Genomic DNA, 24,911 nt, shown 5'->3' with positions numbered 1-24,911 from the left:
CCGCTAAATGTATAGCAGCACGTAATTACGGCTTATCAGTTTTTATTAACGTGGTTTCAGGCAATTCCACGCGAACAAAAAACAAAAAGGCATCTCCAATTCCTAAATTGCCTGTACATGCACAAGACTTCTAGGTTTAGAGATGCCCTATATATCTTTTGACTATAAAAAATACAATTCTAGCATTTACTAGTTGAATTTTAGCCAAATCATAGATAAAATGGGTATATCAAATAAGCCTAGTCGAAAGGCATAATTGTTTAAGGATAGTGGTGGTACACTACTTAAACGTAAACACTGTCGGTTAATGCAGTTCATTTCTAGCCAAGTGGTGGTACACTAGCTAGAAGAGTCATTCCCGCTAAAGGTTGGTAGCCATTAGCATATGGGAGTGGCTTTTTGTTTTGTGTCCATATTCAATTGTTTTTAATTCCGCTCTATCGATCTTCATGATTTTCATTTATGTAAAGTATCAAATTATGTTTTGTTTTGTAGAATGTTGCTTGTTGTGTACTACGTTACAACAAGCTTTATCCTTTGTAAACAGCGAATTTACGAACCCCCTTAATAATATCCCTATTTCCCTATTTCCCCTTTTCCACTTATAGATATAGGGATATTTCCCCTTTTCCCTATATCTATATTTCCCTATTTTTGAGATTTTTGTGCCTACTAACTTCTCTACGAAATTACATATTTATTTCTTAACTCTCTCTACTTCATACATCAAAAGAATCTTTTGATACCAACGTTTTTGTTATTAATTACTAACTCTATGATTCTATTGCATAACCCTAATATCATTGTTATAATTTCTTTAAAGATATAGAAATATCCCTATTTCTATAGTTAGAAATATCCCTATTTCCCTATTTCTATTTTTCCCTATTTCTATAAAGGGATATAGGGAAATTTCAAAAACTATAACTGGAGTGTTAAAAATGGCTATTACAATTACGGTAGGTAATTACAAAGGTGGAGTCGGTAAAACCACAAATGCTGTATTGAACTCTTATGAAGTTGCGAAAAAAGGAAAGCGTACGTTACTTGTTGATCTTGATCCGCAAAGTAATGCTACAAAATCTTTAATGCTCACAAAATCTATTCTTAATCCCGATGAAATCGTGACTGTTGAAAAAACATTAATGAAGGGGATTCAAGAGGGTAACTTAGATGGTTTAGAAGTTGAAATTATGAAAAATTTACATTTAATTCCTTCTTATGTTGATTTCCAGGACTTCGCAAAGTTCCTTTATAAAACATGTTCTTCTGAAGAAGAAGAGGATCACTACTTTAAGGGATTACTTAAAAAGATAAAACATAAATATGATTACATATTTATCGATGTTCCTCCTATGTCAATTGAAGTTACGAAAAATGCAGTTGTAGCTTCTGATTACGTTCTTATTGCACTTCAAACACAAGAGCGTTCTCTTACTGGTGCAGAAAACTATGTCAATGAGCTTATTAAGTTAAAAGAACAATATGATCTTGATATTGAAGTTGTAGGCATTCTTCCAGTGCTGTTAAAAAACAACGGTAAAGTGGACGAGTATATTATGGAAAACGCTCGTGAAATATTTGGTGAAGAAAACCTGTTTGAAAATATTGTTCCACAGATGGAACGTATTAAAAGATTCGATGTTAATGGTATTACAGAAAAAGACAGACATGATTTAAATGTTATCGAACTATACGAAAAAATTAGCGATGAATTATTATCTCGAATTGATATTTTTGAAAAAATGAAGGTTGGTGTGTAACATGGCAAAAACACCTGGATTATTAGGTAGAAAAAAGAGTAATTTTGAACCAACTGCTCCTTATATACCAAGTGAGGAGCCTGTTAAATCGAAAACTACCGAAGATACTCCTGTTATTGAAAATAAGGGTGGACAGAAGCAAGTAACTCAAAAAGAGAAGAAAAAAGAACAGGAACCAGAGAAAAAGAAGTTTAAAAACCAGCAGGGCAGCATTAAAATTTCAAGTCAATCCAAAGAAGAACTCGAAGCACTAATGAAGCTTACTAATACGAAATATGCACACGAAATAATTGATTTACTTATAGATCGTTATGTAGAAAATGAATTAACTTCGGCACAAAAAAGGAAATTCAAGCTCTTAACTGAGATTTAAAAAATATAGAAATATCCCTATTCAGAAATAGGGATATTTCTATATTTCCACTTCACCTTATATAAGACGTATATAAGAGAATAACTAATTAAAGTAAGGAATAACATATATGAAATTTAAAGTATTACTAGCAAGCCTAATCGGACTGATACTCGTATGGTGTCTATCATCTAAGGATACTATAGAAGACGGGTTCACACATCGATTAGACTTTGAAAATAAGTTAAAAGAATACTCAAACGGCATGATTGAGATTGAAGATTCAAATATAGAGTATCGTGATAAAGAAAACGATAGTATCTATAAAGCAGACTGGAAAGGTTTCGAAATTTACTCTAGAATGGGTAAAAGTGATTGGCTAGAAAATTCCTATTCGGTTACAACTGAGAAGCTAGTATTTGATGATAAGACAGCGAATGAGCAGTATCGAAAACTGATGGAGTGTATCATTCGTATTGCAGACCCAAAACTCACGATTGAAGAAGTAAATAGGGTAATTGATAGTGGGGTAGACTTAAATCAAATAAAAGATGGTAGAGGTTTCTACTATCAACTAAAGATAGGCCAAGACCCAGTAAACGATATTTCCTTCACGATTGTACCTAAAGGTGGATGGTAATAGAATAAAGAATAGAAAGAGATAAGACCATAGTGATTGGTCTTATCTCTTTCTATTCTTTTAAACCAATATAATTTTGAAAAAACACGCTAAGCAAAAAATACAATAAGCCCCCCATATGGACAGCTCATTGACATAATTATCGTTATTGGAAGTTAAAATCTCTTAGTTTCCTGATAAATTAAAGCACCCGATACTTTAAGTGTAACCCTTCACATACTTCAATTTTATCATAGTTTTTAAATAGAGACAGAGTAAACATACACTTCTTTTCCCCATTTGTTTATAATTTTTATCTCCTGCATACCAATTCGTTTAGCAACTTTAGTTGAAGGAATATTATTTACATCGGGCAATGAGACCATACTATTTAATTTTAGTCGTTCAAATCCGTAATTTTTACACGCTAAAGCTGCTTCTGTTGCATATCCTTTCCCCCAGACACGCCGAACGAATAAATAACCTATCTCCATCTCCATTACGCCATCTACTTCTTGAGGTACAATACCACATTGTCCAAGAAATTATCCAGTTACTTTATCTTCTACTATCCATAAACCTATCCCATATTCATCATAATTTTTAGGATCCAATTAATCCATTTCATTGTTTCACTTTCGTTTTTGGTTGAAGGATAGTACCGCATTACTACTGGGTCTGAAAAGATTTCCATCAAATTTTCAGTATCATCTTTAGTCATTCTTCTTAAAATTAACCTTTCCGTACATATAACTGGATTGTCCATTTTTCTATCCTCCTACATTTATTTTTATGTGAATTCTATATGATTAATGGTATATCCTTTGGTAGAACCTTATTCCACTAACCTGCCAGTTAGTTGAACAAGGAATCCTGTATATTCTATTCATATGGGGTTAACATAACGCATCATTATAGGCATATTAAAAGGATCTTCAATCAGAAGATCCTTTTAGCTGTTTGTTCAATTAAAGCGCCCGTTTCTGGAAGAATGTTTGTTTTTATCGATTTAAAAGTCTTGTGATAAAACCAAAATCATCTTCATCTTTCACTAGAAAATCAAAGCCCAAATACGCTGCGCTACCAAGTGAGATTGCCCAAAACCCAATACTTGCTGTCATTAATACTAAAGTTTTCAAACGTGTACCGCCAAATGTGACAGCTAATAATGCTGTTAAATGACTACCTACAAAAAACGGTCCAATAAACGCTAAGCCTGGTAAACCATATTTTCCCCAAATTTTCTTAGCGCGTTGATGACTTTTGGATTCATTTATTTCTTCATTAGTTTTTTTCTTTTTACGCCAATTGCGAATCGAGTCTATAAACACGATAAGTAAAATTATAGTTAATAAATTCCCTAAAAATGCAATAATAATAACTGGAACTGTTGGAATACCGCCGATAATTGCAATTGGTACTATCATTGATACTTCAAAAAAAGGAATTGCTGCCAACAAAAAGATAATAAAATATGTCCAAATCAATTTCTAATCCCCCTCGTATATGCTTTACCTTCATTTTTAGAGTATCCTTCTGGTTCGCTCGTTCCTTTTTTAAAAAGAAAATGGCCCCATCATATTGAAGAAAAATTTATCTTTAAAACTCATCAAATTTTTTCTTTGCTTTCTGTTTTAATTTAAAACTAAATCGACTTGTATGTTCATCGTTATTTACCAATAATTGATATGCAGAAAGAATTGTAAGAGTACGAACTGACATATATAGACCAACGGCTATTAAAAACACAAAAATTGGATAATAAGGAGTCAAGATTCCTATCTCTAATTTTTTCTCCAAAGCAAAAGCTAAGAATCCCACCGCCAGTAAACAAGTTCCAATCACCAATATACCTAAATATTTTCTTTTAAAGCCCTCATATCTTACTGTTAGCTCTTTAAAATAATTTGAATCAAACAATAAAACTTCTTTTTTGAGAATTGTATATTGTCCTTGATCAAATCCTAATGTTGCAAAAGAAATAATCCCTAATGTTGCAATGACAATAATTAGGAGTATTCCTAACATTGAGTTTTTCCCTAAAATTAAATATGGTTCAAACGCCAATGCAAAAAAACCAAAACCTAATCCAATATGCTTAGCAGTTTTTTGTGTGCTTATCAAAAAACCTTCTGCCATTTCTCTATTTACATAATAACCTTCTTCATTTCCTTCATTGTTCTCAACAGAATCTTTCAATAAGTAATCAATAGATACCTCAAAGATATTTCCAATCATTAAGAGCTTTTCTGTTTCGGGAAATCCTTGACCATTTTCCCATTTGCTAATTGCTTGTCTTGAGGTGTTTAATTTTTCAGCTAAAGTTTCTTGAGAAAATCCATTTTCTTTTCTAAGCTTAAAAAGTTTTTCACCAAATTTCATTTACTTTAACCCCTCTCATTTTGTTAGTTATATTGTATAAAAGCAGTGTTGTTCTTTCTATCACGTAGCGAATGCATATTGTCAACTTAAGGTTGCATTATTGTTATACTGCGTCTTTTAAAGCTTTTTTCTTATGTTGTTTTTTGAAAGTGATTTATTTGAATATAAGTCATAGTAAAAAGGAGGATGTCTTTTATCCCCCTTTTTACTCCTAATGATTCCGTTCAAATTCTTGTTCTTCCTACAGGTAACTATTCAGCAATATGGCCCTTTAGTTGAAGAAGGTTTTTAAAGGAAACATGAATACTTTATACAAACCTAGTTCACATAACGCACAATTATCAGAAGTTCTCATCATCAACAATCCCCGACTTATCAACATTCTGTGAAACATCCTCTTCACCTACGTATGCAGTTTCTCATTCATCCCGTTATATCAGTGGTTAAAAGCAATCATTATCTTTATTTCCTTTACTCCATATGTATAAAATTTCGCATAATCTAACGGCCAACTTACGGGTGAAATAACAAAATATTCCGGATAATATGGGTATAAGTAGAAAAACTAATAAAGTAATGAGGTTTACTTCAATAAAATAAGGTATATTATATTTGTTAAATAGATTGTCTTTAAAGACAAGAAAAGTAGGTGAACAAAGTGGGGAAATATCAATTGGATCACAAAGGTCAGGTAGCTGTGGCCAAGTTTCATGAAAAACAGACGCCTGCCAAATTTGATAAAAAGCAGCAACTTGAAAAATTGCGTGCGGAGTATTTGAAAAAGAAGCAAAAACAAACAGATAAATAATATGTTACGTCTTCCCTAATTTTTGGTGCGAACAAACACAAGAAAAAAGTGGATACCTACTCTCACAAGGAATCCACTCTTTCTTTTTCTACAACTCTATTTTTATATGTTCCTACCCTGGCTGGCAGTTCTTCTTCTTGTCCTTACCAAAACTTCCACCACGGCTTTTTCTTCTCCTTTGCAGCTGCAACCTCTTCACGAAATTCCTGCATTAATTTCTTTGTCTCCTGGATCTCACGCAATGTTCTCATGAGATTTTCATCTCGTGCTTCTAATCGTTTTTCAACTCGTTCATTATGCCGTTCTATACTTCCCTCAATTCGTTTGCTTCTTTGCTCTGCCTGCTCACTTAATCGCTTCTCCATCGCTAACATGCTTTGATTCATTTCTTGCGCCATAACACTGTACTGTTGCTGGAGTTGCTGTTGAATGTGGAATGGGATTAGATCAGTTTCTTGGGATTCCGCTGTCTCCGCATTTGGATTGGCGATTTCTAATCGCTGCGCAATCATCTTCGCTGCCTTTTCCAGCGTCATACCGTCATGCTTACTAAGCTCAATTAATTTCTCAATGACCATAATGTCCTGTTCTGTGTATTCACGTCTGCCGCGCTTATCCTTCTTCACTGTAAATCCCTCTCGCTGCAACACTTCCATGTACTTTCTAAGGGTGCTATCACTTATTCCTAGTCGTTTGTATACTTCACTAGCAGAATAAACAATTTCGTCCGTCATAACGTCACAACACCTCCTAGTGACAGTATTCCATGATGGTTAAGAAATTCCTGCAAAGAAAAAAGCCCCGTGACTATAGGACTTTTATTTCTTCATTTGCTCTTTACTTTTCAAAACATCTTCTTTAAAGAATAATCGATCGCGAACCATTTCTTTGATTGGTTTTATTTTTTCTTTTTTTATCATCATGTTTAGGTTTTGCCTTGAACACCCTAAGATATCCAAGGCTTCTGATGTATTTACGATCTCATCATTAATAAAACGAATCAACTCTTCTTTGGTTTCGAATTTATACATCTTTCTTCTCCTTGATATACGTGGTTACCAAATTGAAAATTATTGTTGCAAATGCAAGTATACTAAGTGCAATACAAATATAGTCTGCGGTTTGCAAATTGTTATAGTCAATCAGGTACAAAATTACTCCCAAAACGATAACAACTGGAAAGTCTCTTAAGATGAATTTTTTCATAAGATAAAGCGGAATGTGTTATAATAATCTTAGGTACAAGGGAGGTTTCCCTCTCCTGTGGTTCTACTCTGAGTCGGTTTCTTGGTGGGAACGACTCTTTTCTTTTTCTTCCTTGATTTTGTAGTAAATGTCTAAGCTGTTGTTAATTCCGGAAGATAGTTGCGAGTAAATGGTTACGAATGCTGTTATGGAACCTAAGATTACTACCCAATCCACTTTGTTCACCTCCTTTTCTTTATACTCTTATTACACACCGTAAATTGACTTAAGTCAATTTAATTGATGGATTAATTGGTATTTTTTCTATTTTTTTATATCGCTTTTGCAATCTCAACAAGCAATCGCATAAACAATGGAATCATTTGGACCACTATATATCCTATCCCTGCCCTTGAAATAAGACTGAATCCCCGTTCCTGGCTACCCACCATAATAAACAACCCACCGCATAGCGCCACAACGGATGCGATTGGATACGACACTGCTTTGATTAAAAATATTACTAGCTCGAATGCATTCACAATACGATTATACAGTTGGCCATCTATATAATTTTTAAACTTACCATCAGTTGATTGAGCATCTTTAAATACTTCGTTGACATCACTTCCAGGTTCAGCAGCAAATCCATGAGGAATATCTATAATTTGGCTGAATATAATAGCACTACCGATCACAAGACCAATGTGCACTGCGACGGGTGCGTATTTTTTTGCTTTCTTTTTGAACAAGCTCCACTTTTTCTTCGCTCCATAGTTACCATCCATAAAATCTTTGATGCTCATTGTCTCAGTTGCCATATGGACCATCTCCCTATTTTTAATGGAAATCCGTAACTGTGAATATGTTGCAATCTAAACCTTCGCAAAGCTTCTTTAATTGATTTCTGCGGTATTCTGTTGTTGTATACCATGTGAATTTGGGCGGTTTTTCAAATACTTTGCAGTCAATTAGTTTTTTATATTTCTGCATTTTCACTCGGTTTACACTCATTTTCTGTTCGTGATCTATTTCTATAATGTGGTATCTTCCTTCGTCGTTGAATAAAGCATCTGCAATTATAGAAACCATGCCTTTTACGTTCATTTTAACTTCTTGTTTCCACGTTTTAGGGCATTCATAAGCGATATAGATATCATTCCGCATAATATAGTGCCTAAATTGGTTAGAACGTTTAAGCACCTTTTTACTCTCCATGCGCTCACGTCCTTCTTTGTTGAGATAATAAATTTTTTCACCAAAGCGAAAGCTAGATACATATTCTTCAAGGTCCTTCATAACCCGCGATGCATTTCTGTCTCCACCTAAATCATGAAGAACTTGTATTTGCTTCCTAGTCAAAAATCCCAATCTCTTCAAGCTCGAGAGAATATTTTCGATCCTCGTTTCCTTCATGGCCAATTTTTGCATCTTCATGCTCCTTTCTTGCTCTTATATTGATGTGTGTTATGATGTTATCTATTTGCTTATTATCGATATAAACTGTCTGTAAGACCTTCTTTTCGTTAGTTTGGTATATTGCACGCCCTTTGATATTAGGAAGGATTTCTGCACCTCCTTCATCCAATACGGCACGGCTCCCTGCTTCGGTTTGTAATCTGAAGCAAACACGGGCGCCGATGTTTTGACGGAGTTGTGATGGTAAAGCTTCATTAGTTGGATACTGGGTGCTGTACAGCAAACGAAAACCAGCAGCTCTGCCGCGTCTTCCTATATTTACAATGATGTCCTTGCACTCCTGATATGGCGTCATGTCGGCAGCTTCATCTACGATGACAAAGTATCTTGTGGGATCTCCTGCTTCTTTTATATCTTCGTATCCTTTTTCTAGTAAGTATTCGTTTCTCTCATTCAATTTGTTTTGCAGGTCTCTTAGAGTCTGTAGGGCTTCGTCAGGGTTCTTCGCAATCGATTCGACTTGGTTTAGGAATCTATATCGGTTAAAAGATAGACCACCCTTCAAATCAATTAGGAATAGCTTGGTATTTTCTGATTGGTTGCGTATAAGGGAGGTAATAATTAGCTTCAATACATTCGATTTCCCCATATCCGTCATCCCTGCTGAAATCATGTGTGCAATCGAATCAAAGTCATGTTTTACTAATCCATCTCGTGTAAATCCTATCGGCACTTCCCATCCCCTACACTGCTTCATCATTTCTTCCTCAAACTTCACAAAATCTGGAATCCCTTTCTCATAAACTCGTATTTTTAATAAACCATCATAAGACAGCTCAATTTCCTTTCTAACGCTTTTTTTCTTGTTTATGATGTTTTGTATTTGTTTTAAGATATCTTTTCGCAAACGAAGAGATTTGAAGTCTGATGGTTTGAAATCGTAAACCTTGCTCTTATGGTTCAATCCATCCTCTAGATGCTGCATCTTTTGTTCGAAGTCGGAGAAGCTAAGACCAAGAGGGATCCTGTAAGCATATTCCACGCCCCACTCATTTCTCGTCTTACGAAGCAGCTGTATTGTCCTGGTATCTTTCCCTTCTTTCACTTTTAAACCGCAATTAGCACAAATACGTTGGATTTTAGAGGCATCATTTGTCGCACCTTTTTGATACATTTTTGTGAAAAGAATTACACCGCCAACTGCTGCTGAACTTACTAACTCGAATATCAAAGTAGAACACCACCTTTCTTTGCTTATTCTGAAAGAATAGTCCCTATAGATTAGAAGAGAGCAAAATGGCTATAAATCATTGAAAATAATAATCTCGTAATGTCTGAAGTATCATTCTGTGAAAGAATTCTATTTGGAATAGGTAAAACAAAGTTTTGAAAGGCTATCAATTCGGAACGGTGAATCGTAATTTGTTTGGTATGGTAAAAGGTATTTTGCACTGTTTGGCCTTTATGTCACTTTTTTTCTTCGGTTTAAAAAAATGACGAAATGGGCAAGCTATGCCTGAGGTGGTAAAGGTGTTTGGATTAGGTAAAAAACGTAGCAAATTTGGTAAATGGTTAGATAAACAAGGGATAACACAAGGGGAATTAGAGAAAGCTGCTAAATTAAGTAGGGGCACAATTTCCAAGTTGTGCAACGATAAAACATATATACCGAAATTCTCAACGATTACTCAAATTATAAGAGGATTGAAAAAGCTAGGGCAAAACATACATGAAGATGATTTTTGGATGTAAAAAAGAACAACTAAGAGTTGTTCTTTTTTTATGATTTGTATTTATCATATATTATAGTAGCTACTACCAAGAAAATGTTGCAGCTTCCACATATCTTTTAACTCGGTAGAAAGAAAAAGGGTCAATAATATCTATTCTATAAGTAGCTGGTTTCATTCCTGTGAAAATAGTACTATATAAACCCTCACTGCCACCAAAATATTGATAGGCTGTACAAGCCTTTGTAACTGGGTTGCATAGTCGAACTCTCAAGGTGTGCCCATCCACACGAGTACCACCGATTTTATAAGGTGCACGGCCGTCAGCGCCAAGGTGAACTTCCACATTGGGTTGTGAGTAAGTAGTGGTAATTGAGTTTCCATCCCATTTTCCATCTTCCGTTTCAAAGTAAGTCCAACCAAAACTATTCGCACTGTATGCCGGTTTAATGGTACGTGGGAAGAAGCTGAAATAGAACAATTTATTACTGGCGAAGAATCAACAATAACTAAAATCGAAGATAGTGAAGATCTACTTAAAGAGTCATTAGAAACATTAAAATACTTAATGAAAAACTCTGAAGATGAAACTGTTAGATTGGAAGCTACAAAGGAAACTTTAAAGTTAATAAATAAAATAGTTTAATTCAAAGTAATATGTTTCAAGTCGGAGGAAGGCACCTTAGGGTGTCTTTTTTTATGGTAATTATATATGCACTTATACCACATCAAGAGGTACACCTTTTGGCAGGGTGTAAAAACAACTAAAAACAGCACTTCAAAAAGTGCGAAACTCACTTTTGGGACACTTCAAAATAGGGATGTACCTTTTGGGATTCTGGTGCAAAAATCATTTGATAGAGACATAGAAACCTACTAGACTGTTCAATGGCAGATTATGATGCAATTCCAAACAGTTTATGTATGAACCTAACTTCATTTTGGGCAGACTTCACCTGTAGGTGAAGTTGTCCTTTTTTCATCATATGCATGGTTTCAACGTCACTCGATATAGAAGTGGCTGTTTCATATGACTTGAATCCTAGCATAGAACGCACACATTTCTTAATGAAACGGTAATCCTGTTCGACTATATTATTGAGATATTTAACTTTCCTTATTTTTATGCCTTCAGGCATACGTTTCTCTTTTTTTAATTCTTGAATTGCTACAGGATAGGCTGGGTTCTTGTCTACTGTTATAACACGAGGTTTACAAATATGAGAAGCAGCCAAGGCTTTCTTGAAAAAGCGCTTAGCTGCTTGTTTATCTCTTGATTCACTGAGATAAAAATCAATGGTATTTCCTTCTGAATCGACTGCGCGATATAAATACATCCATTGACCTTTTACTTTCACATACGTTTCATCGACTCTCCAAGAATCATTTGTTATCTTAAGATGGCGTCGTACTCTTTCATCTAATTCAGGTCCATATTGATTCACCCAACGCATAATGGTGGTGTGAGCAATAGACAAACCTCGTTCCTCCATAATTTCCACCAAATCACGAAAACTCAGGCTGTACCGTAGGTACCATCTTACCGTTAATAAGATAACATCAGGTTGATAGTGCTTCCATTTGAACAAATTTTCCTTTTTCATACCGATCACACACCTTTTTTAGAGTCATACTATCAGTATGTCCAAGTTTAGGAGTTTACTTGCAAGAGCTTTAGAGTTTTGCACCAGAACCAATGATTATATATAAAAAGAGCCATTTCGGACTCAGAATCATAGACACAATATAAGTGTCTGAATCTGAACCGCGAAACGGCTCTTGAATGTTTAAACGAAATAAAAAAGAAAAGAAAAATAAATCTATATTTAATTTAACATAAATTGAATTGATTTCCTAAGAATTTTCGTTGACTTTTGGAGTAGAGGCTGGTTCGTCGTGTGGGGGCGAACCCCCACGTATTACCTATCTATCCATATGGTAAATGAAATTATAATTCGAAAGCACGAGCGATCCAGCTCGTATAATAACAAATTCAAGCCGATAAACCCAAATAGTTGCTTTTGGATGTGTCGGCTTGATGCCGCCAAAACATCAGCCTCTATATTGATTGGTGTAGAAACGATGCATATCATTAAAAAGGCCAACTTATTTTACAGGACAAGTCTGTCCAAAATGAAATGAAGTTCATTCATCAACTATTCGGAATGGCTGCCTAAGAATAGATTCCATCAGGAATCTATATACCAATTTCAAATAAATGCAATCTTTGCACCAGAACCACTTTTTGTATTTTAACAATAGACATTGTAATCAATCCTTAATTAATAAATTTCATATTCATCTAATATATCTTTCAGTTCAAACCAATCATCATCTGAAAAAACATTATCAAGTTTGGATAACTTAAATTTCACTTTCTGTGCAAAAATAAAAATACTATCGGCCAATTTTATTAATTGGTTATCATCTAACTTATAAAGCGTATCTCCATATAAATATTGCCATACGTATTCTGTTACTTCCATACCTTGTTCAGGCGAGTTTTCTATACATTCTATAATATAAACAAAATCTTCTTTTATCTTTTCATACACTTCTTCTAATACTAATTTTTTTGGTATCTTGATTTGATTTTCCGATAATGACTTTATTAATTTTTCCTTCTGTTTTTTACTCAAGCTATCGCTATTAAACTTGGTTTTTAAATCAAGTAATCGGTCATATTCTGTATTCATTAATTTTATAATTTTTTTCTGATTAACTCTAAGGAAATCAATATCATTATCAGTGTAAATTCCATCTGTATTGATCCTTCTAATTAGGCTATTTATATTCTTACCAATATAATTTATTTCTTTAGTTAAATCTCTATAAGCTTTCATATCGACTTCAAGTTTGAAATGTGATTTTGCTGAATCAATAACAAATGCTGAAACATTTTTATATCCAAAATCTATAGATTTATTTTTAATAAATTCTTTATCCTCTTTAAACAATTGAATTTCCAGTCTTTCCTTTTTTCTATTTGCTCTCAATATCATTTCTCCTTTCATAAAAAATCGAGCGTAGCGACAACAAATATACCGCTTATTTTCGCAAAAAATAACGGTAAATATTTGTAAAGGTTGTAGGAAACTCCTACCAAGTCAAAACGAACGTTTTGGGGTTTGCCCGGGCAAACCCGTAGCTTGCCCTTCTCACTCTCTATATAAGGAGCTAAAACTTCCGCAAGGAACGGGTCGTATTTTTGAGAAACCTGCTCAAAAATCTCCATCCTTTTCGCTTTGCTCCATCCTTGCAAAACTTTTTTCGACTCGTGTGCTTTTCTCGCCAAGCCGACAGACAAAAAGCAAAGCAATGGGCCTCGACTTGGAGAAACAAGTATACGAGTCGAACCGCTTAGATCATTTGTCCCAAAATAGTTCTTACTCGAAAATTGATACATAATACGTGGGGGTTCGGCCCCACACGACGAGCCAGCATTCTAAACAAAAAGCAATAGAAAAAAACTAAAGATAAAGGCAAAAAAATAAAATACGTTATCCATTTGTACAGCTCCTTTACATAATTTTGGTTATTAGAAGTTGCTTATTGTACATTAATTTTAGGATAAATGTTTCTTTCATTTTCTTGGATTTAAAAAGACATCTTCTCTAGTCGAAGATGTCTTTTTTTATGTGTTTTTCCAACAATACCCTATTACTTTCTTGACTTACTTTATCATTTTGCCATCTTCGTCATGATATGAAATGTATGATTCCATTTCATTTGTTGCTTCGCCGTTTAATTGGTGTGATACACCAAATGTTTTACCTTTCCCATCATTATTAATTGCAACGTTCATGTCATTTAACAACTTGGTCATATATTCATATGTTTTGCGCATGCTTTTACTAGTGGGCTTCCATTGTCCAACGAATTCTGTTTTTTCCATTGCTTTCCCCTCGGGATCAATGTGAGCAGTTCGATTAAATTGTTCATGATAAATTTCGCCTGCAAGTCCTCGTAAGTTTTTAAAATCTTTTTCAAGGTCTGTGCCTTTAACTCGAATGTATCTTCCCATAACATCTAAAACAGACTTCGCTTTCAGATAGTAATCGTATCCTTCATCAAAATTTGCATCGGCACCCTTTGGGTCTGGTTTCGAAATTTTATCGACTTGATATGCAATCCAATCTTTCGCATTTGTGGGAAAATCGACCGCAGCCCCATCGCTATTCATCGATAAATCCTCCCATTCTTTATTTGGATCAGCAACATTTTTAACCGTTTCCACCTTTGGGCTTGATTTCACTTTTTCGTTCGTTTTCGTCACTTCGCAAGCTGTTGATACACTTCCCATAACGATTATCGTTCCAATAGCGAGTAATATTTTAGATTTCATTTTTGTTCCTTCACTTCCTCACATAATATTTGTCTTATTTAACCATAACATGAAAAATCTAGATCCTTGTATTCCCTTTTTTATTTTTTTTGGACACAATATGACAATGCACAAATAACATCTTTGCTACCATGAGTAGGGTACGACAACTCGATTACTCTTTTTTGGAACCACTTATAAAAATAAAACAAGAGGATAAGTGATATTTATCCTCTCGTTTTTCCGTTAATGGTCTGTCAAGTTTGAAAAAATAAAATTGTATGCTCAGAGGTTCTGTTGCAAAGTTGATATACACTTAAATCATTTTCATGAAAAGTTTTACCTTTTATACGATTGTTAATAATCTTTGTAATTCATTGTAAGTCGAAAAACCACAGTCTAATCCCAGACTGCGGTTTCGTTTATATAGGGCATGAATGGTCTCGATACCTTTTAACGTACGTGAAGCATGACGAAGATTTTGAAATCCTGCGGATTTGGTAAAACGTTTCTTTACATGCCTGTGATCCTGTTCAATAAGATTGTTTAAATGTTTGATTGTACAATGGATTGTAGTTTGATAAAATCCTTGTTTTCTTAATTTGTTAAACGCGCAAAGTAATGCACTTGCTTTGTCTGTAGTGAGAACCGTAGGTTCTCCAAAATGTTTTACTAATCTTTTCATGAAGGCATAGGCAGCCTGATGATCCTGTTTTTTACGAAGTTGAATATCCAATGTATGTCCATCTTTATCAATTGCACGATAAAGATAACGCTATTCTCCCTTAACTTTGATATAAGTTTCATCCAAATGCCAAGATAAGCGTGCGGATTTATTTTTCACTTTCCAAATTTGATAGATGAGATTTCCATATTCATGAACCCATTGCATGATGGTTGTTGGGTGAACTGAAATACCACGTTCTTTCAGGATTTCAGATACATCGCGATAACTTAAAGAAAAACGGCAATAGTAGCCTACAGCTACTAAAACAATCTCTTTCTTGAATTGTTTTCCTTTAAAATATCTCATGTCTGATTCTCCTATATTCTGTTTTCTAGAGTGTAGCTTCATGTAGAAAACTTTGCAACAGAACCCGATTCAGTGTGAAATGTTTAAAACGACAAAAAACTTGGAAGTAAGCAAATTATCAATTGGTATTCTACAAATTTCTTTTGGAGTGGTTTCAGCTGAAGTTACAAAATAAAAAACAAGAAAGTTCACAAAAAAATATAATAATCAAATTATTATGGGAATATTGATAGTGTGAAGCTTATAATTGAACTGGGTGATTAAAAGTGACTATACAAAATAAAAAGATAATTGATATCTGTGATAACCGCAGACTATTAAATAAATATTCACGTAACAGTATGCCAAGCGTAATCTTCATAGCAGGGTTAGGCGATAGCTATGAGACATGGAAAAAAGTCCAAGACCAAATATCGCAAAAAACATCAACCTTTTCCTATAACAGGTCAGGTATTGGCAGGAGTCAAGTCACATCCGTCCCGACGACTTGCTATGATCTAGTCGAAGAGCTCAACGAATTGTTGCTAGCGCTTGAAGTGGAGAAGCCCTATATATTGGTGGGACATTCTTTTGGTGGTTTGGTCGCTAGATTATATGCCAGCCTTTATCCACTGAACATCTGCGGTATGGTTTTGGTTGACGCTGCACCGGAATATAAAGAACTTGCCTATGAAAAGGTTCTACCCGAAAATCTGCTTGCAAGAAATAGGGAATATTACGAGAATCCTATATTGAATAGTGAGAAGATTGATAAAATACAAAGTTATAAGCAAATCGTTGATCATTCAAAGCAAAGTAACCTCCCTCTTGCAATTATTACAAGAGGTTTACCTGACAATGTTGAAGAGGGATGGCCATCTCAAGAAATATTGGAAATTGAGCAAAGACTCCAAGCAGAATTCCAATGGCTATCAGCGTCAAGCAAGTACCGGATTGCTAGTCGAAGTGGACATTATATTCATCGTGATGAGCCAGAAGTTGTTATAGAGGAGATTATGTTAATGTTGAAGGAGATGGGGAAATGAGCGATACAAGGACTAAATTGATGCTGGATTTGCAAAGAATTGAGAAGGATGAGTATCAGTTACGCGAAGCTGAGCAGCATCAAGATTTCTTACCTTTGTTACTTCAATATATTGGCGATCCTCAGCCAGAATTACGGGATAACCTGATTTATTCGATGTTTTATATGTGGATTAAGGAAGAGAATAGATTCAGTGAAGAGGAGTTACGAAGCCTCTTAACTGTTCTGACTGATGAGAACCATTTGTTCTATAGTATTGGTAGCGAGGATGATCAGTCAGTTTTTACAAGGACGTTCTCTGCCTTACCTATCGCTTTGATTGTGCAACGCCACAGACAGCATCCATTTTTTAATCAAGCGGAAATTGAGCAATTAATGCATGCGATGCTCCGTTATTATAAAGAGGAGAAGGATCTGCGAGGTTACCTTTCAGTAGGAGGCTGGGCTCACAGCGCGTCTCATGGTGCGGATGTTTTTGTCGAGCTGGTGCAGCGTCGCACTGCTGCGTGAGGTTCTTGTCGCTATTTCTGGCATGCTTCATAATGGTAGACACATTTTTAGCGATGAGGATGATGAGCGGTTGGTAAACATCGTGGATACGATGATTGACAAAGAGTTACTTCCACATCAAGAAATCGCTGATTGGATTAGCGGCTTAGCGCAATGCTGCAATTTGCCAAGAAGTCGCAGTCAGGTGATTGCTCGCGTGAACAGCAAGAATTTTTTACGCAGTCTCTATTTCAGAAGGGGACAAGATAGCCGAGGGAATGAGCTTAACACTGTCATACTTGGTACTGAGGCAATATTGAACAGGTTTTCTTTCAGTTAAAGGGTTAGAGGGGCCGTCCCACATCGCCATCAAGTTAAGGCTTTGAAGTACCCCCTAAATGAAAATTTTATTTCTCTATAGTTAGTTATTTTGAGAAATGAGCTCATTTTTTTGTACTTTTCTTAAGTTAATGGGCATGGGATAATATAATTGAAAAACCATTTTAAATTTTCTTTATTTTTCTAGTGATCTTTGGTAATATTTAATTTAAAGATGTAAAGAAAGGGGAATCTATATTACACATGTGGAATATCTTGAAATGATTATTTAATTGGATAGAGACAGTGGCGGTCCTTGGTTCTTAAGGATGCGTTTATTTGTCTATCTTAAATCATTCAAGGGATACATGGTGTGGACAATTAAATTCCCATTGTCGAGCAGATACCTTTGTATATCTGCTTTTATTTATGGGCAAAAATACATCTCTATTGACACAATCATAGAGTCCCTAAATTGGGGGGATTTTAATGAGAAATCAGTACGAAAAAGAAGAAGCACTAACAGGAGGGAATGTCTCCAGTGTATATCGTTTGGGAGATACGGTTCGTCGAGAATTAAAGACTGATAGTGTTAAAATTCATACATTGCTAAAGCACCTTGAAAACAAAGGTTTAAAAGGGGTGCCAAAGTTTCTGGGTATCGATGAAAAAGGGAGAGAGATTTTATCCTTTATTGAAGGAGAAGCTGGCAATTATCCGTTAAAAAAATACATGTGGTCGGATGAGGCTTTAAAAGATATCGCAAAAATGCTTCGTCTCTATCATGATGCGGTGAGTGATTTTCCAATGGAAGAACGTTGGCAACCCATTGATAACACTCCGCAGCTATTTGAGGTGATGTGCCATAATGATTTTGCCATCTATAACATTATTTTTAATCGCGAAAAACCAGTAGGTGTGATTGATTTTGATTTGGCTGCTCCTGGTCCAAGACTTTGGGATATCGTCTATACGCTTTACACTTGCGTTCCTTTAAGTAGGCTTTATCATACGGAAGCAGGCGAAGCCATTTATTATGATTCGTTAAAGGATGCTGAGCGAATCAAACAAAGGGTTAAATTGTTTTTTGATTCCTATGGCATGGAGGGAATAGAAAAAGGTTTTTTAGAAATGGTATTGCTACGAGTAGAAGGATTATGTAAAACCATGCAAAGGAAGGCCAAAGAAGGCGATATGGCGTTTCAAAAAATGATCGACGAAGGACATTACGATCATTATCAAGAGGAACTCCAATTCATCCGCGAACACGGAAAAGAATGGATTTAAGAGAAAAGTCTTGGTGAATTAATGGAGTGTAAGCAATTAAAAAGAAATGCCACCCTCAAATGAAAAAATACGCCATCCTTTCCTATGATTCTATAGAAAGAATAGCGCATTTTTTCATTTGAGGGGAGAGCTTTGTTTTATTAGTTTAATAGTAATTGAGTAGCACCAAAGTGTTTAAGAAAAAAACTGTACAACAGTTATTTGTTAGGTATTCTATATTTCGAGTAAAAATAATTTTTAAAAATCAGTACGTTTATAAATTCTCACCGTTAAGAAGTAAGAACCGATAAATATAAGCATGGTAACGATTGAAGCAAGTGCAATTAGTTGATTAATAGTAAATTGTGTGGTAACGCTATATACAAGGTCAGTAATATTTACATATGCCTCAATTGGTCTCCATAAAACAACACATACAGGGAAAATAATGCTGACAGCAGCCATCAAATATTTATTGGTGAAGCGATAGAAAAATGGTAAGTAGATAGACGTAAACAACATGACAGTAAGAACACTAGCCACAATTGTCTGTGGATTTTCAATTTCAACTCCATAAGTCGGGGATGCAACTTGAATTACTGCTTGTATCAATAATGAGAATAGGACTACTAGAATCGTGAACAACACTGTACCAATATATTTTGACATAATAATTTTATTTCTACTATAAGGCAGGCTATTAATAAATTTATGACTATTATTCTTTTCGTCGTAATAATGTAGATTGATCATATAAGAACCAGCCACCAAAACAACTATAAACCCAAAACTTCCAAACGTCCCTATAAAAAAGCATATACCAAGTAGGTAGAGTAAGATCATTAATTTTTGCAATCGAAAATCCTTTAATATTAAATTATACATATTGAACGTTCCCCTTTTTTGTATAGTACATAATATCTTCTAATGTCGCTTCTTCAATTAATACATCATTCCCTAATTGTGTACGTGAATGGCTGGCGTTACTTGTGAGTGCTTCAAATCCCACGTTTGTTTCACGAATCCCGATTAATTGTTCTCTGATTTTAGGCGTAAGCAAGGATTTATCCCCTTTTACAATTGCATATTCTTCAGAAATACTATGTATATCTTTTTCAAACACAATCTCACCATTATGAATAAATACAATATAATCAGCAATACGATCTAAGTCAGTGGTAATATGTGTGGAGAAAAAAATTGTTTTATCTTGATCAACCATTAAATCATAAAGGATGTCTAAAAGTTCTCTTCGAAATACAGGATCGAGTCCAGATGTCGGTTCATCCATAAGTATAAATTCGGCATGGTGTGAAAGTGCAAACGCTAGGGAAGTCTTCATTTTCATTCCTGTAGACATCTCTTTCATCTTTATGTTAGTCGGTAACTCAAAGCGCTTTAAGTAGGATTGGAACTGATTCTCATCCCATTTCTTATATGCTGGAGCAATGAATTTTTTCAGTTGATGGATTGTCATATCTTCATAATAGATATTGTCATCGTATACGAATCCTATACGCTCTTTAATAGAAACTTGGTCCTTTTGATGATTTTTACCAAAAACTGTGATATCCCCGCTATCCTTGCTAATAAGATCCATAATAAGTTTAATTGTCGTACTTTTCCCAGCACCATTTGCACCAATAAATCCCGTTACAAACCCCTTTTTGATGTTGAACGATGCATTTTTTAAAGAAAATCCCTTATATGTTTTTGAAACATTTTTCACTTCTACAATGTTCTCCATATTTATTCCTCCTCATAAATACGATTAATAATTTGTATTAACTCATCCCTTAATAAATGATTAGCCTTACTCTCTCGAACGATTGTACTGAACTTTTCACGTATTGGATCACTTGGTTCATCCGCACGTTGTTTCTTTGTTTGTTTTGCAACAAACGAGCCTTTCCCTACTATAGAGTAGATGTAACCCGCTTTTTCAAGTTCTTCGTACGCTCTTTTTGAAGTAATAACACTTACCTTCAAGTCTCTTGCTAATGAACGCATAGAAGGTAACGAATCATCTACTTTCAATGTTTCATTTGATATTTGTAATATAATCTGATCAATGATTTGTTGATAAATAGGCGACTTAGACTTATTAGATAGTAAGATTTTCATGATTCAACTCCTTGCCTCTTAAATGCTTATGAACACATTATATACAATGTGTACAATATATACAATATATACATTTGGGACGATGTTAATTTTTCATATAGGATACCGTCATATTGATATAAAGGCGTTATCCTTTCCTATGATTTCTCAGAAAGAATAACGCCTTTTTTATTTTAGGGGGTATATTTTCTTGTTAGCTTGATAGCGATGTTTCCGTACCCCTATATGCGTTTTACTGGTTTTCATTTTATCTTTGCAACAGAACCGATTATTACTACTTACATCGACATGTTCTTATTGTTATATTTAAAATATACGAATTCGAAAAAGTATTAATAAGAACAATTATTAGTAATAGGAGGTTTTATTATCAAAGGAAAACATCGTAACATTACCCTCGCAATATTAGGACTATATTCCGTTCTGATCCTCTACTTTATGTTTCTTGGTTTCGATAGATTGGGATTAAAATATATTAACCATGAATATGAATTCCAGTTAATTCCGAGTAGTATTCCTTTGGGCTTGCCAAATATGGTAGATGGGGAAGATTTTAATCTATGGTTTTTTAATTTTGGAAATTTAACAGCATTCATACCTTTTGGGGTATTAATTCCTATGTTATATCGTTGTAGCTTTATTAGATTTATTACTTCATTCTGTATTTCTATTCTTATACTAGAAGTCCTACAAATGGTTACTTTTCTTGGTGGCTTTGACATTGATGATGTAATTGTGAATGCAATGGGTGCTACAATAGGATTTTGTGCATATAAAATAGGATTTCGCTCTAATAATACTTTGAAAAACTTTATTATTACAGGTGTAACAGTATTTATCTTGACATTAGGAGTAATTGTAGTTGTAGGTGAAATTAATAAATCATTAGAAAAGGAACAACAATCCCTAAAAAATGGAACCGTTATAGCGCTAAATCAACTGACAGAAAGTACTGGAGATGTACCGAAAATTAACAATTCCACTAGCTTTGAAGTGGCTCATAAAAAAATTGAACCCAAATTAAATATGTATAGTAGTAAAGGGACAAATTCTCAGCAATTTAAATACTTGTTAAAAGGTAAGTATGCAAAACTTTCGGGATATCTCGGTATCCCTGATGGTGCTAGCAAACATTCTGGTAAGATAATTATTTCTATTGATGGACAAGATGTACAAACCATTCGATTCTCTGAAGAAAGCATATCTACATTCACAAGTTCTTTTGAGATAGAGCTGAATAAAGCAAATGAACTTAGTATTAAATTTATTGATACAGATGCATTGCTATGGGATGTTAAGCTTACAGAATGGAAAAAATAATGAATTGAAATCCACTAGTTTAGATACTAGGGGTCACTATACATGCTCATCAACTTAAGAATTTCATTGTTTTCCAAAACGAAAAAATAAGCTTTTTGTTACAAGTTAGCACAAAATTTCGTTCTGGGGGTACTATGAAATTTTAGCTTGATGCCTATGGGATCACCATATCAAAAAAGAAAATTATATGTTAAGACAATTTTTTAGTTAAATAACGGGTACTAATGGCATTTTATACGCTAAGAATATGCAGGATTTCATGCAAGCTACGAGAACGGTTTGAACTGCCAAATGCTGTTGTGACAGAAATGTATGAAATCTTGCATGCAGAAAAGGAACGGAAAGCTAGAAAACTCTTGGTATGAATAGATTTCTGGAATTTGATTACTACTGACAATAGGACGTTATGTTAACCTATCATGTATGCAATATACATAATGTTATACAGTATTTCTTTTGATAATATAGGATTAAAAGGAAGTGAGTTTCATGACTAGGATATTATTGGCTATTAGTTCTTTCATTACTATCGGTTTTTGTATTTATAGTTACAATGATCCTACTCAATCAAATGCAGCTATAACTCAATTATTATTAGCAATCACTATCTTTTTGTTAGGTATATTATTTATTTTTCAAAAAAGGGGAAATAAGAAAGCAAATAAGATTATGGCTATTTCCTTTTTTATTGTTTCTGGAATCAATTTGGTTGTTTATTTTAAAATCATGTTTTGACAAGAGAATTAACTTTTGGTGACACAAATTATGTGAAGAAAAAATCCCTTCAGAAGATCTGAAGGGATTTTTTCTAAGTTTCTAGATAGATTCATTGCTGATAATGGGACGTTATGTTAACCGAACATGAATATCTTATACATCAAAAATATAAAACAAATTGCTTATTCCAAATGATACAATTAGGTAAAAGGGGGAAATATATCATGTTTAAAGTGAAACCTAAGTGTGTAAGTTGCGGAAAAGACATTCAAGGCGGAGAACTTGTGTATGTAGAATTACGCTATCCAGAATATGCAGGCATGACTGAAATCAAGAAATGGCTTGATAATGAAGGGAAAATCAATTGCAAGGAATGTCACTCTAAACAGTAAACCACTTTCCTAATAGCAAGTGGTTTACTGTATTTCGATAAGAAATTAAAACCAAAATAACTGACTTCCGCTAACGATCGTTATGTAAATTCGAAACACCTTTACCCAAGTAAACTGGAGGGGGGGTTTCTAGATACATTGAATACCGATAAGTAGGATTATGTGGACTAACAGTTGATAACTTTTTTATATTCAACATATAATTTTAAAAATGCCTCCGTAGCTTTAGAAGGGAAGAGCGCCGGAAAACATTGTAGAACCGGGTCGCAAGGCAAAGGTTTCAGAAGCACCGAAAAGCAAATGAGCTGAGACAGGTGAAACTCCTGTCGGTGAAATTCCGTAGGGAAGCGTGTTCCCCTTAGCCTATGCTTACGAAAGGAGTGCGGGTTCGAATCCCGTCGGAGGCACTAGTTTTTTTGTTTGTGGATGTTATAACTCCTTTATTTACAGGGTTTTGAATGTATACTTTTGTTGTATATTTTGAGGATATCAGTGATTTTGAATTGAAGTCAATGTTTAAGGTGAAATGAATGTAAACTAATATTGAAAAGTTTACATTCGAAAATGAACAATAAAAAACAGTAGTACATAAAATCACTACTGTCTTTTTATTGTTTTTTGCAAGTGAATTATTTGAATTCTTTTCTATATAATCTAACAGAATAAATAGCTCCAATGAAGAATACAAAGGCTTCAAACATTAGAAAGAATTGACGGAAATACATATCTTTACTCACCAAAGAAATAAATATGGCATTCATTAGAAGTTGAGTAGTAAACATACGAGAAGTAATTTTAAAGTAAATAGCATTTGTTCTTTCATCTGGTTTACCAATTTTTTTCAATATAATAATAAGTACAATTGCTGAACCCACTGTCAGAAGGGTTATCAAACCTACAACGATATTGAAATTATCTGTGCTTTCTAGCATCCAGTTGTTTAATAGATCAAGCATTATTATCTTCCTTTCCTACATAAGAGAATATTTCGTTTATATTAACCTCAAAATAATTAGCTATTCGATATGCTAACACTAGTGAAGGAGAATAATTATTCTTTTCCATAACAAATATTGTTTGTTTAGAAACCCCAACAGCATCAGCTAAATCTTTTTGTGACATTCTTTTTAATACCCTATATTCATAGACTTTATTTGTTATAGAGTCTCCATGTTTTTCCTTCATAGGTAACACCTTCCTTTCTTAAGACTTATATTAAACTTATTTTATAAAAAAGTAAAGTTTAATTATACAAAAGATAAAAAAAATTATATAAATTAAAAGAAATACTATATATATTTGTTTTCTTAAGTTGATGAGTATGTGGTGATAATCTTTTATAAAATAAAAAGCATCTTTTAATAATTTTAAAAGTGCTTTAACTTGATATTGATGTGATGGAACCTCTAGTATGTAGAAATCTAAAAAAGTCCCTTAATAATGCTAAAGGGACTTTGCTCACACAAATGATCTGCACATCAATTCATCTTTGATATACAGATCATTTGTATGATAATTTTTACAGATAATTGCGGAATAATGAACTTACATTACGGCCTTTAAAAGCTCTCCTACTAATGGGATGATTCCACCTACAAATTTTAAAACTGCCATTGCGATTTCCATGTTATTTCCTCCCCTTGTTC

General features: G+C 34.2%; 28 protein-coding genes and 4 pseudogenes. 12 read left to right on the top strand and 20 right to left on the bottom strand.

Annotated elements, in window-relative coordinates; all coding sequences use genetic code 11:
• The first annotated feature begins 941 nt into the window (after positions 1-941).
• The 3 genes from M014_RS0119985 (at position 942) to M014_RS0119975 (ending at position 2,755) form a co-directional block, all read left to right on the top strand.
• Positions 942-1,763 (top strand): ParA family protein, encoded by an 822-nt coding sequence (locus M014_RS0119985; protein ID WP_026593276.1) that lies wholly within the window; start codon positions 942-944, stop codon positions 1,761-1,763.
• Between the two features lies 1 nt (position 1,764).
• Positions 1,765-2,136 carry a hypothetical protein gene (locus M014_RS0119980; RefSeq protein WP_026593275.1) on the top strand — a complete coding sequence of 124 codons (372 nt, stop codon included), beginning with the start codon at positions 1,765-1,767 and terminating at the stop codon, positions 2,134-2,136.
• A 109-nt stretch (positions 2,137-2,245) separates the two neighbouring features.
• Positions 2,246-2,755 carry a hypothetical protein gene (locus M014_RS0119975; protein ID WP_026593274.1) on the top strand — a complete coding sequence of 170 codons (510 nt, stop codon included), beginning with the start codon at positions 2,246-2,248 and terminating at the stop codon, positions 2,753-2,755.
• 239 nt (positions 2,756-2,994) lie between these two features.
• Here the strand turns inward: M014_RS0119975 and M014_RS27325 are convergent.
• The 3 genes and pseudogenes from M014_RS27325 to M014_RS0119960 form a co-directional block, all read right to left on the bottom strand.
• Positions 2,995-3,500, bottom strand: a pseudogene (locus M014_RS27325) (GNAT family N-acetyltransferase).
• A 235-nt stretch (positions 3,501-3,735) separates the two neighbouring features.
• Entirely contained in the window at positions 3,736-4,221 is a 486-nt protein-coding gene (locus M014_RS0119965; protein WP_026593273.1) for a small multi-drug export protein, read from the bottom strand.
• 112 nt (positions 4,222-4,333) lie between these two features.
• Complete coding sequence (locus tag M014_RS0119960) at positions 4,334-5,116, bottom strand: helix-turn-helix domain-containing protein (RefSeq protein ID WP_026593272.1); 783 nt, start codon at positions 5,114-5,116, stop codon at positions 4,334-4,336.
• 658 nt (positions 5,117-5,774) lie between these two features.
• Between M014_RS0119960 and M014_RS29765 the strand changes: the two genes are divergently transcribed.
• Positions 5,775-5,924 (top strand): hypothetical protein, encoded by a 150-nt coding sequence (locus M014_RS29765; RefSeq protein ID WP_026593271.1) that lies wholly within the window; start codon positions 5,775-5,777, stop codon positions 5,922-5,924.
• Between the two features lie 143 nt (positions 5,925-6,067).
• On the opposite strand, the gene M014_RS0119950 is transcribed toward M014_RS29765, so the two are convergent.
• The 6 genes from M014_RS0119950 to M014_RS0119925 all read right to left on the bottom strand — a co-directional run bounded on the left by M014_RS0119950 (position 6,068) and on the right by M014_RS0119925 (position 9,759).
• Positions 6,068-6,658, bottom strand: a complete 591-nt coding sequence (locus tag M014_RS0119950) for a DUF3967 domain-containing protein (RefSeq protein WP_026593270.1) — start codon at positions 6,656-6,658, stop codon at positions 6,068-6,070.
• An 84-nt stretch (positions 6,659-6,742) separates the two neighbouring features.
• Positions 6,743-6,955, bottom strand: coding sequence for a hypothetical protein (locus M014_RS0119945; protein WP_026593269.1), 213 nt, complete (start codon positions 6,953-6,955; stop codon positions 6,743-6,745).
• Positions 6,956-7,193: 238 nt separating this feature from the next.
• Entirely contained in the window at positions 7,194-7,346 is a 153-nt protein-coding gene (locus M014_RS29760; protein ID WP_197030412.1) for a hypothetical protein, read from the bottom strand.
• A gap of 95 nt (positions 7,347-7,441) precedes the next feature.
• The gene (locus M014_RS0119935; protein ID WP_026593268.1) at positions 7,442-7,930 is read right to left on the bottom strand and encodes a hypothetical protein; all 489 of its coding nucleotides are present in this window, start codon (positions 7,928-7,930) and stop codon (positions 7,442-7,444) included.
• Between the two features lie 19 nt (positions 7,931-7,949).
• Positions 7,950-8,525, bottom strand: coding sequence for a replication-relaxation family protein (locus tag M014_RS0119930; protein ID WP_231503985.1), 576 nt, complete (start codon positions 8,523-8,525; stop codon positions 7,950-7,952).
• Positions 8,464-9,759 carry an FtsK/SpoIIIE domain-containing protein gene (locus M014_RS0119925; RefSeq protein ID WP_026593266.1) on the bottom strand — a complete coding sequence of 432 codons (1,296 nt, stop codon included), beginning with the start codon at positions 9,757-9,759 and terminating at the stop codon, positions 8,464-8,466. The genes M014_RS0119930 and M014_RS0119925 overlap by 62 nt, the downstream gene beginning before the upstream one ends.
• 281 nt (positions 9,760-10,040) lie before the next feature.
• Here M014_RS0119925 and M014_RS0119920 point away from each other — a divergent pair, with 281 nt between their 5' ends.
• Positions 10,041-10,280: a helix-turn-helix domain-containing protein gene (locus M014_RS0119920; protein ID WP_081811098.1), complete on the top strand. Its 240-nt coding sequence runs from the start codon at positions 10,041-10,043 to the stop codon at positions 10,278-10,280.
• A 63-nt stretch (positions 10,281-10,343) separates the two neighbouring features.
• Here M014_RS0119920 and M014_RS27320 read toward each other — a convergent pair whose 3' ends face one another.
• Together M014_RS27320 and M014_RS0119910 are read right to left on the bottom strand one after the other, a co-directional pair.
• Positions 10,344-10,739, bottom strand: a complete 396-nt coding sequence (locus tag M014_RS27320) for a hypothetical protein (RefSeq protein WP_081811097.1) — start codon at positions 10,737-10,739, stop codon at positions 10,344-10,346.
• A gap of 415 nt (positions 10,740-11,154) precedes the next feature.
• Entirely contained in the window at positions 11,155-11,862 is a 708-nt protein-coding gene (locus tag M014_RS0119910) for an IS6 family transposase (protein WP_026593263.1), read from the bottom strand.
• 445 nt (positions 11,863-12,307) lie between these two features.
• On the opposite strand from M014_RS0119910, the pseudogene M014_RS30250 reads away from it, so the two are divergent.
• Positions 12,308-12,435: pseudogene (locus M014_RS30250) on the top strand (IS6 family transposase); the annotation flags it as partial.
• Between the two features lie 105 nt (positions 12,436-12,540).
• Here the strand turns inward: M014_RS30250 and M014_RS0119905 are convergent.
• From M014_RS0119905 to M014_RS28715, 4 genes and pseudogenes are all read right to left on the bottom strand, one after another.
• Positions 12,541-13,260 carry a hypothetical protein gene (locus M014_RS0119905; protein ID WP_035415532.1) on the bottom strand — a complete coding sequence of 240 codons (720 nt, stop codon included), beginning with the start codon at positions 13,258-13,260 and terminating at the stop codon, positions 12,541-12,543.
• An 8-nt stretch (positions 13,261-13,268) separates the two neighbouring features.
• Positions 13,269-13,493, bottom strand: a complete 225-nt coding sequence (locus M014_RS29370; protein WP_155924354.1) for a hypothetical protein — start codon at positions 13,491-13,493, stop codon at positions 13,269-13,271.
• A gap of 438 nt (positions 13,494-13,931) precedes the next feature.
• On the bottom strand, positions 13,932-14,603 hold the full coding sequence (locus tag M014_RS0119895; RefSeq protein WP_026593261.1) for a hypothetical protein: 672 nt from the start codon (positions 14,601-14,603) through the stop codon (positions 13,932-13,934).
• Positions 14,604-14,928: 325 nt separating this feature from the next.
• Positions 14,929-15,615, bottom strand: a pseudogene (locus M014_RS28715) (IS6 family transposase).
• Positions 15,616-15,881: 266 nt separating this feature from the next.
• Here M014_RS28715 and M014_RS0119885 point away from each other — a divergent pair.
• The 3 genes and pseudogenes from M014_RS0119885 (at position 15,882) to M014_RS0119875 (ending at position 18,733) form a co-directional block, all read left to right on the top strand.
• Complete coding sequence (locus M014_RS0119885; protein WP_026593260.1) at positions 15,882-16,640, top strand: alpha/beta fold hydrolase; 759 nt, start codon at positions 15,882-15,884, stop codon at positions 16,638-16,640.
• Positions 16,637-17,468 (top strand): annotated as a pseudogene (locus M014_RS27305) (DUF2785 domain-containing protein). Before M014_RS0119885 ends, M014_RS27305 begins: the two are co-directional and overlap by 4 nt.
• A 467-nt stretch (positions 17,469-17,935) precedes the next feature.
• Positions 17,936-18,733: a phosphotransferase gene (locus M014_RS0119875; RefSeq protein WP_026593259.1), complete on the top strand. Its 798-nt coding sequence runs from the start codon at positions 17,936-17,938 to the stop codon at positions 18,731-18,733.
• A 237-nt stretch (positions 18,734-18,970) separates the two neighbouring features.
• On the opposite strand, the gene M014_RS0119870 is transcribed toward M014_RS0119875, so the two are convergent.
• From M014_RS0119870 to M014_RS0119860, 3 genes are read right to left on the bottom strand one after another with little or no spacing between them, the layout of a single operon-like run.
• The gene (locus tag M014_RS0119870; RefSeq protein ID WP_026593258.1) at positions 18,971-19,597 is read right to left on the bottom strand and encodes an ABC-2 transporter permease; all 627 of its coding nucleotides are present in this window, start codon (positions 19,595-19,597) and stop codon (positions 18,971-18,973) included.
• Positions 19,590-20,459, bottom strand: a complete 870-nt coding sequence (locus tag M014_RS0119865; RefSeq protein ID WP_026593257.1) for an ABC transporter ATP-binding protein — start codon at positions 20,457-20,459, stop codon at positions 19,590-19,592. Before M014_RS0119865 ends, M014_RS0119870 begins: the two co-directional genes overlap by 8 nt.
• A 2-nt stretch (positions 20,460-20,461) precedes the next feature.
• Positions 20,462-20,836, bottom strand: coding sequence for a GntR family transcriptional regulator (locus M014_RS0119860; RefSeq protein WP_026593256.1), 375 nt, complete (start codon positions 20,834-20,836; stop codon positions 20,462-20,464).
• Positions 20,837-21,259: 423 nt separating this feature from the next.
• Here M014_RS0119860 and M014_RS0119855 point away from each other — a divergent pair, with 423 nt between their 5' ends.
• From M014_RS0119855 to M014_RS0119845, 3 genes are all read left to right on the top strand, one after another.
• Positions 21,260-22,156 carry a VanZ family protein gene (locus M014_RS0119855; RefSeq protein ID WP_269321450.1) on the top strand — a complete coding sequence of 299 codons (897 nt, stop codon included), beginning with the start codon at positions 21,260-21,262 and terminating at the stop codon, positions 22,154-22,156.
• A gap of 489 nt (positions 22,157-22,645) precedes the next feature.
• The gene (locus tag M014_RS0119850; RefSeq protein WP_026593254.1) at positions 22,646-22,891 is read left to right on the top strand and encodes a hypothetical protein; all 246 of its coding nucleotides are present in this window, start codon (positions 22,646-22,648) and stop codon (positions 22,889-22,891) included.
• A gap of 206 nt (positions 22,892-23,097) precedes the next feature.
• Positions 23,098-23,265 (top strand): hypothetical protein, encoded by a 168-nt coding sequence (locus M014_RS0119845; protein WP_026593253.1) that lies wholly within the window; start codon positions 23,098-23,100, stop codon positions 23,263-23,265.
• A gap of 629 nt (positions 23,266-23,894) precedes the next feature.
• On the opposite strand, the gene M014_RS0119840 is transcribed toward M014_RS0119845, so the two are convergent.
• Both M014_RS0119840 and M014_RS0119835 read right to left on the bottom strand, forming a co-directional pair.
• A complete protein-coding gene (locus M014_RS0119840; RefSeq protein ID WP_026593252.1) occupies positions 23,895-24,221 on the bottom strand; it encodes a hypothetical protein in 327 nt (108 codons plus the stop codon).
• Entirely contained in the window at positions 24,214-24,450 is a 237-nt protein-coding gene (locus M014_RS0119835) for a helix-turn-helix transcriptional regulator (RefSeq protein WP_026593251.1), read from the bottom strand. The genes M014_RS0119840 and M014_RS0119835 overlap by 8 nt, the downstream gene beginning before the upstream one ends.
• Positions 24,451-24,911: the final 461 nt, after the last annotated feature.

It is taken from the genome of Bacillus sp. UNC437CL72CviS29, assembly GCF_000482345.1.
Classification (GTDB): domain Bacteria; phylum Bacillota; class Bacilli; order Bacillales; family Bacillaceae_G; genus Bacillus_A; species Bacillus_A arachidis.
The sequence above is the reverse complement of the archived record's forward strand: the minus strand, read 5'-3'. Positions and strand labels throughout refer to the sequence as shown.

What these genes read in the sequence shown, in the direction of transcription:
- M014_RS0119985 (WP_026593276.1), top strand. Translation starts at nt 942, where the DNA reads ATGGCTATTACAATTACGGTAGGTAATTACAAAGGTGGAGTCGGTAAA.
- M014_RS0119980 (WP_026593275.1), top strand. Translation starts at nt 1,765, where the DNA reads ATGGCAAAAACACCTGGATTATTAGGTAGAAAAAAGAGTAATTTTGAA.
- M014_RS0119975 (WP_026593274.1), top strand. Translation starts at nt 2,246, where the DNA reads ATGAAATTTAAAGTATTACTAGCAAGCCTAATCGGACTGATACTCGTA.
- M014_RS0119960 (WP_026593272.1), bottom strand. Translation starts at nt 5,116, where the DNA reads ATGAAATTTGGTGAAAAACTTTTTAAGCTTAGAAAAGAAAATGGATTT.
- M014_RS0119950 (WP_026593270.1), bottom strand. Translation starts at nt 6,658, where the DNA reads ATGACGGACGAAATTGTTTATTCTGCTAGTGAAGTATACAAACGACTA.
- M014_RS0119945 (WP_026593269.1), bottom strand. Translation starts at nt 6,955, where the DNA reads ATGTATAAATTCGAAACCAAAGAAGAGTTGATTCGTTTTATTAATGAT.
- M014_RS0119935 (WP_026593268.1), bottom strand. Translation starts at nt 7,930, where the DNA reads ATGGCAACTGAGACAATGAGCATCAAAGATTTTATGGATGGTAACTAT.
- M014_RS0119930 (WP_231503985.1), bottom strand. Translation starts at nt 8,525, where the DNA reads ATGAAGGAAACGAGGATCGAAAATATTCTCTCGAGCTTGAAGAGATTG.
- M014_RS0119920 (WP_081811098.1), top strand. Translation starts at nt 10,041, where the DNA reads ATGCCTGAGGTGGTAAAGGTGTTTGGATTAGGTAAAAAACGTAGCAAA.
- M014_RS0119910 (WP_026593263.1), bottom strand. Translation starts at nt 11,862, where the DNA reads ATGAAAAAGGAAAATTTGTTCAAATGGAAGCACTATCAACCTGATGTT.
- M014_RS0119905 (WP_035415532.1), bottom strand. Translation starts at nt 13,260, where the DNA reads ATGATATTGAGAGCAAATAGAAAAAAGGAAAGACTGGAAATTCAATTG.
- M014_RS29370 (WP_155924354.1), bottom strand. Translation starts at nt 13,493, where the DNA reads ATGGAGATTTTTGAGCAGGTTTCTCAAAAATACGACCCGTTCCTTGCG.
- M014_RS0119895 (WP_026593261.1), bottom strand. Translation starts at nt 14,603, where the DNA reads ATGAAATCTAAAATATTACTCGCTATTGGAACGATAATCGTTATGGGA.
- M014_RS0119875 (WP_026593259.1), top strand. Translation starts at nt 17,936, where the DNA reads ATGAGAAATCAGTACGAAAAAGAAGAAGCACTAACAGGAGGGAATGTC.
- M014_RS0119870 (WP_026593258.1), bottom strand. Translation starts at nt 19,597, where the DNA reads ATGTATAATTTAATATTAAAGGATTTTCGATTGCAAAAATTAATGATC.
- M014_RS0119865 (WP_026593257.1), bottom strand. Translation starts at nt 20,459, where the DNA reads ATGGAGAACATTGTAGAAGTGAAAAATGTTTCAAAAACATATAAGGGA.
- M014_RS0119860 (WP_026593256.1), bottom strand. Translation starts at nt 20,836, where the DNA reads ATGAAAATCTTACTATCTAATAAGTCTAAGTCGCCTATTTATCAACAA.
- M014_RS0119850 (WP_026593254.1), top strand. Translation starts at nt 22,646, where the DNA reads ATGACTAGGATATTATTGGCTATTAGTTCTTTCATTACTATCGGTTTT.
- M014_RS0119845 (WP_026593253.1), top strand. Translation starts at nt 23,098, where the DNA reads ATGTTTAAAGTGAAACCTAAGTGTGTAAGTTGCGGAAAAGACATTCAA.
- M014_RS0119840 (WP_026593252.1), bottom strand. Translation starts at nt 24,221, where the DNA reads ATGCTTGATCTATTAAACAACTGGATGCTAGAAAGCACAGATAATTTC.
- M014_RS0119835 (WP_026593251.1), bottom strand. Translation starts at nt 24,450, where the DNA reads ATGAAGGAAAAACATGGAGACTCTATAACAAATAAAGTCTATGAATAT.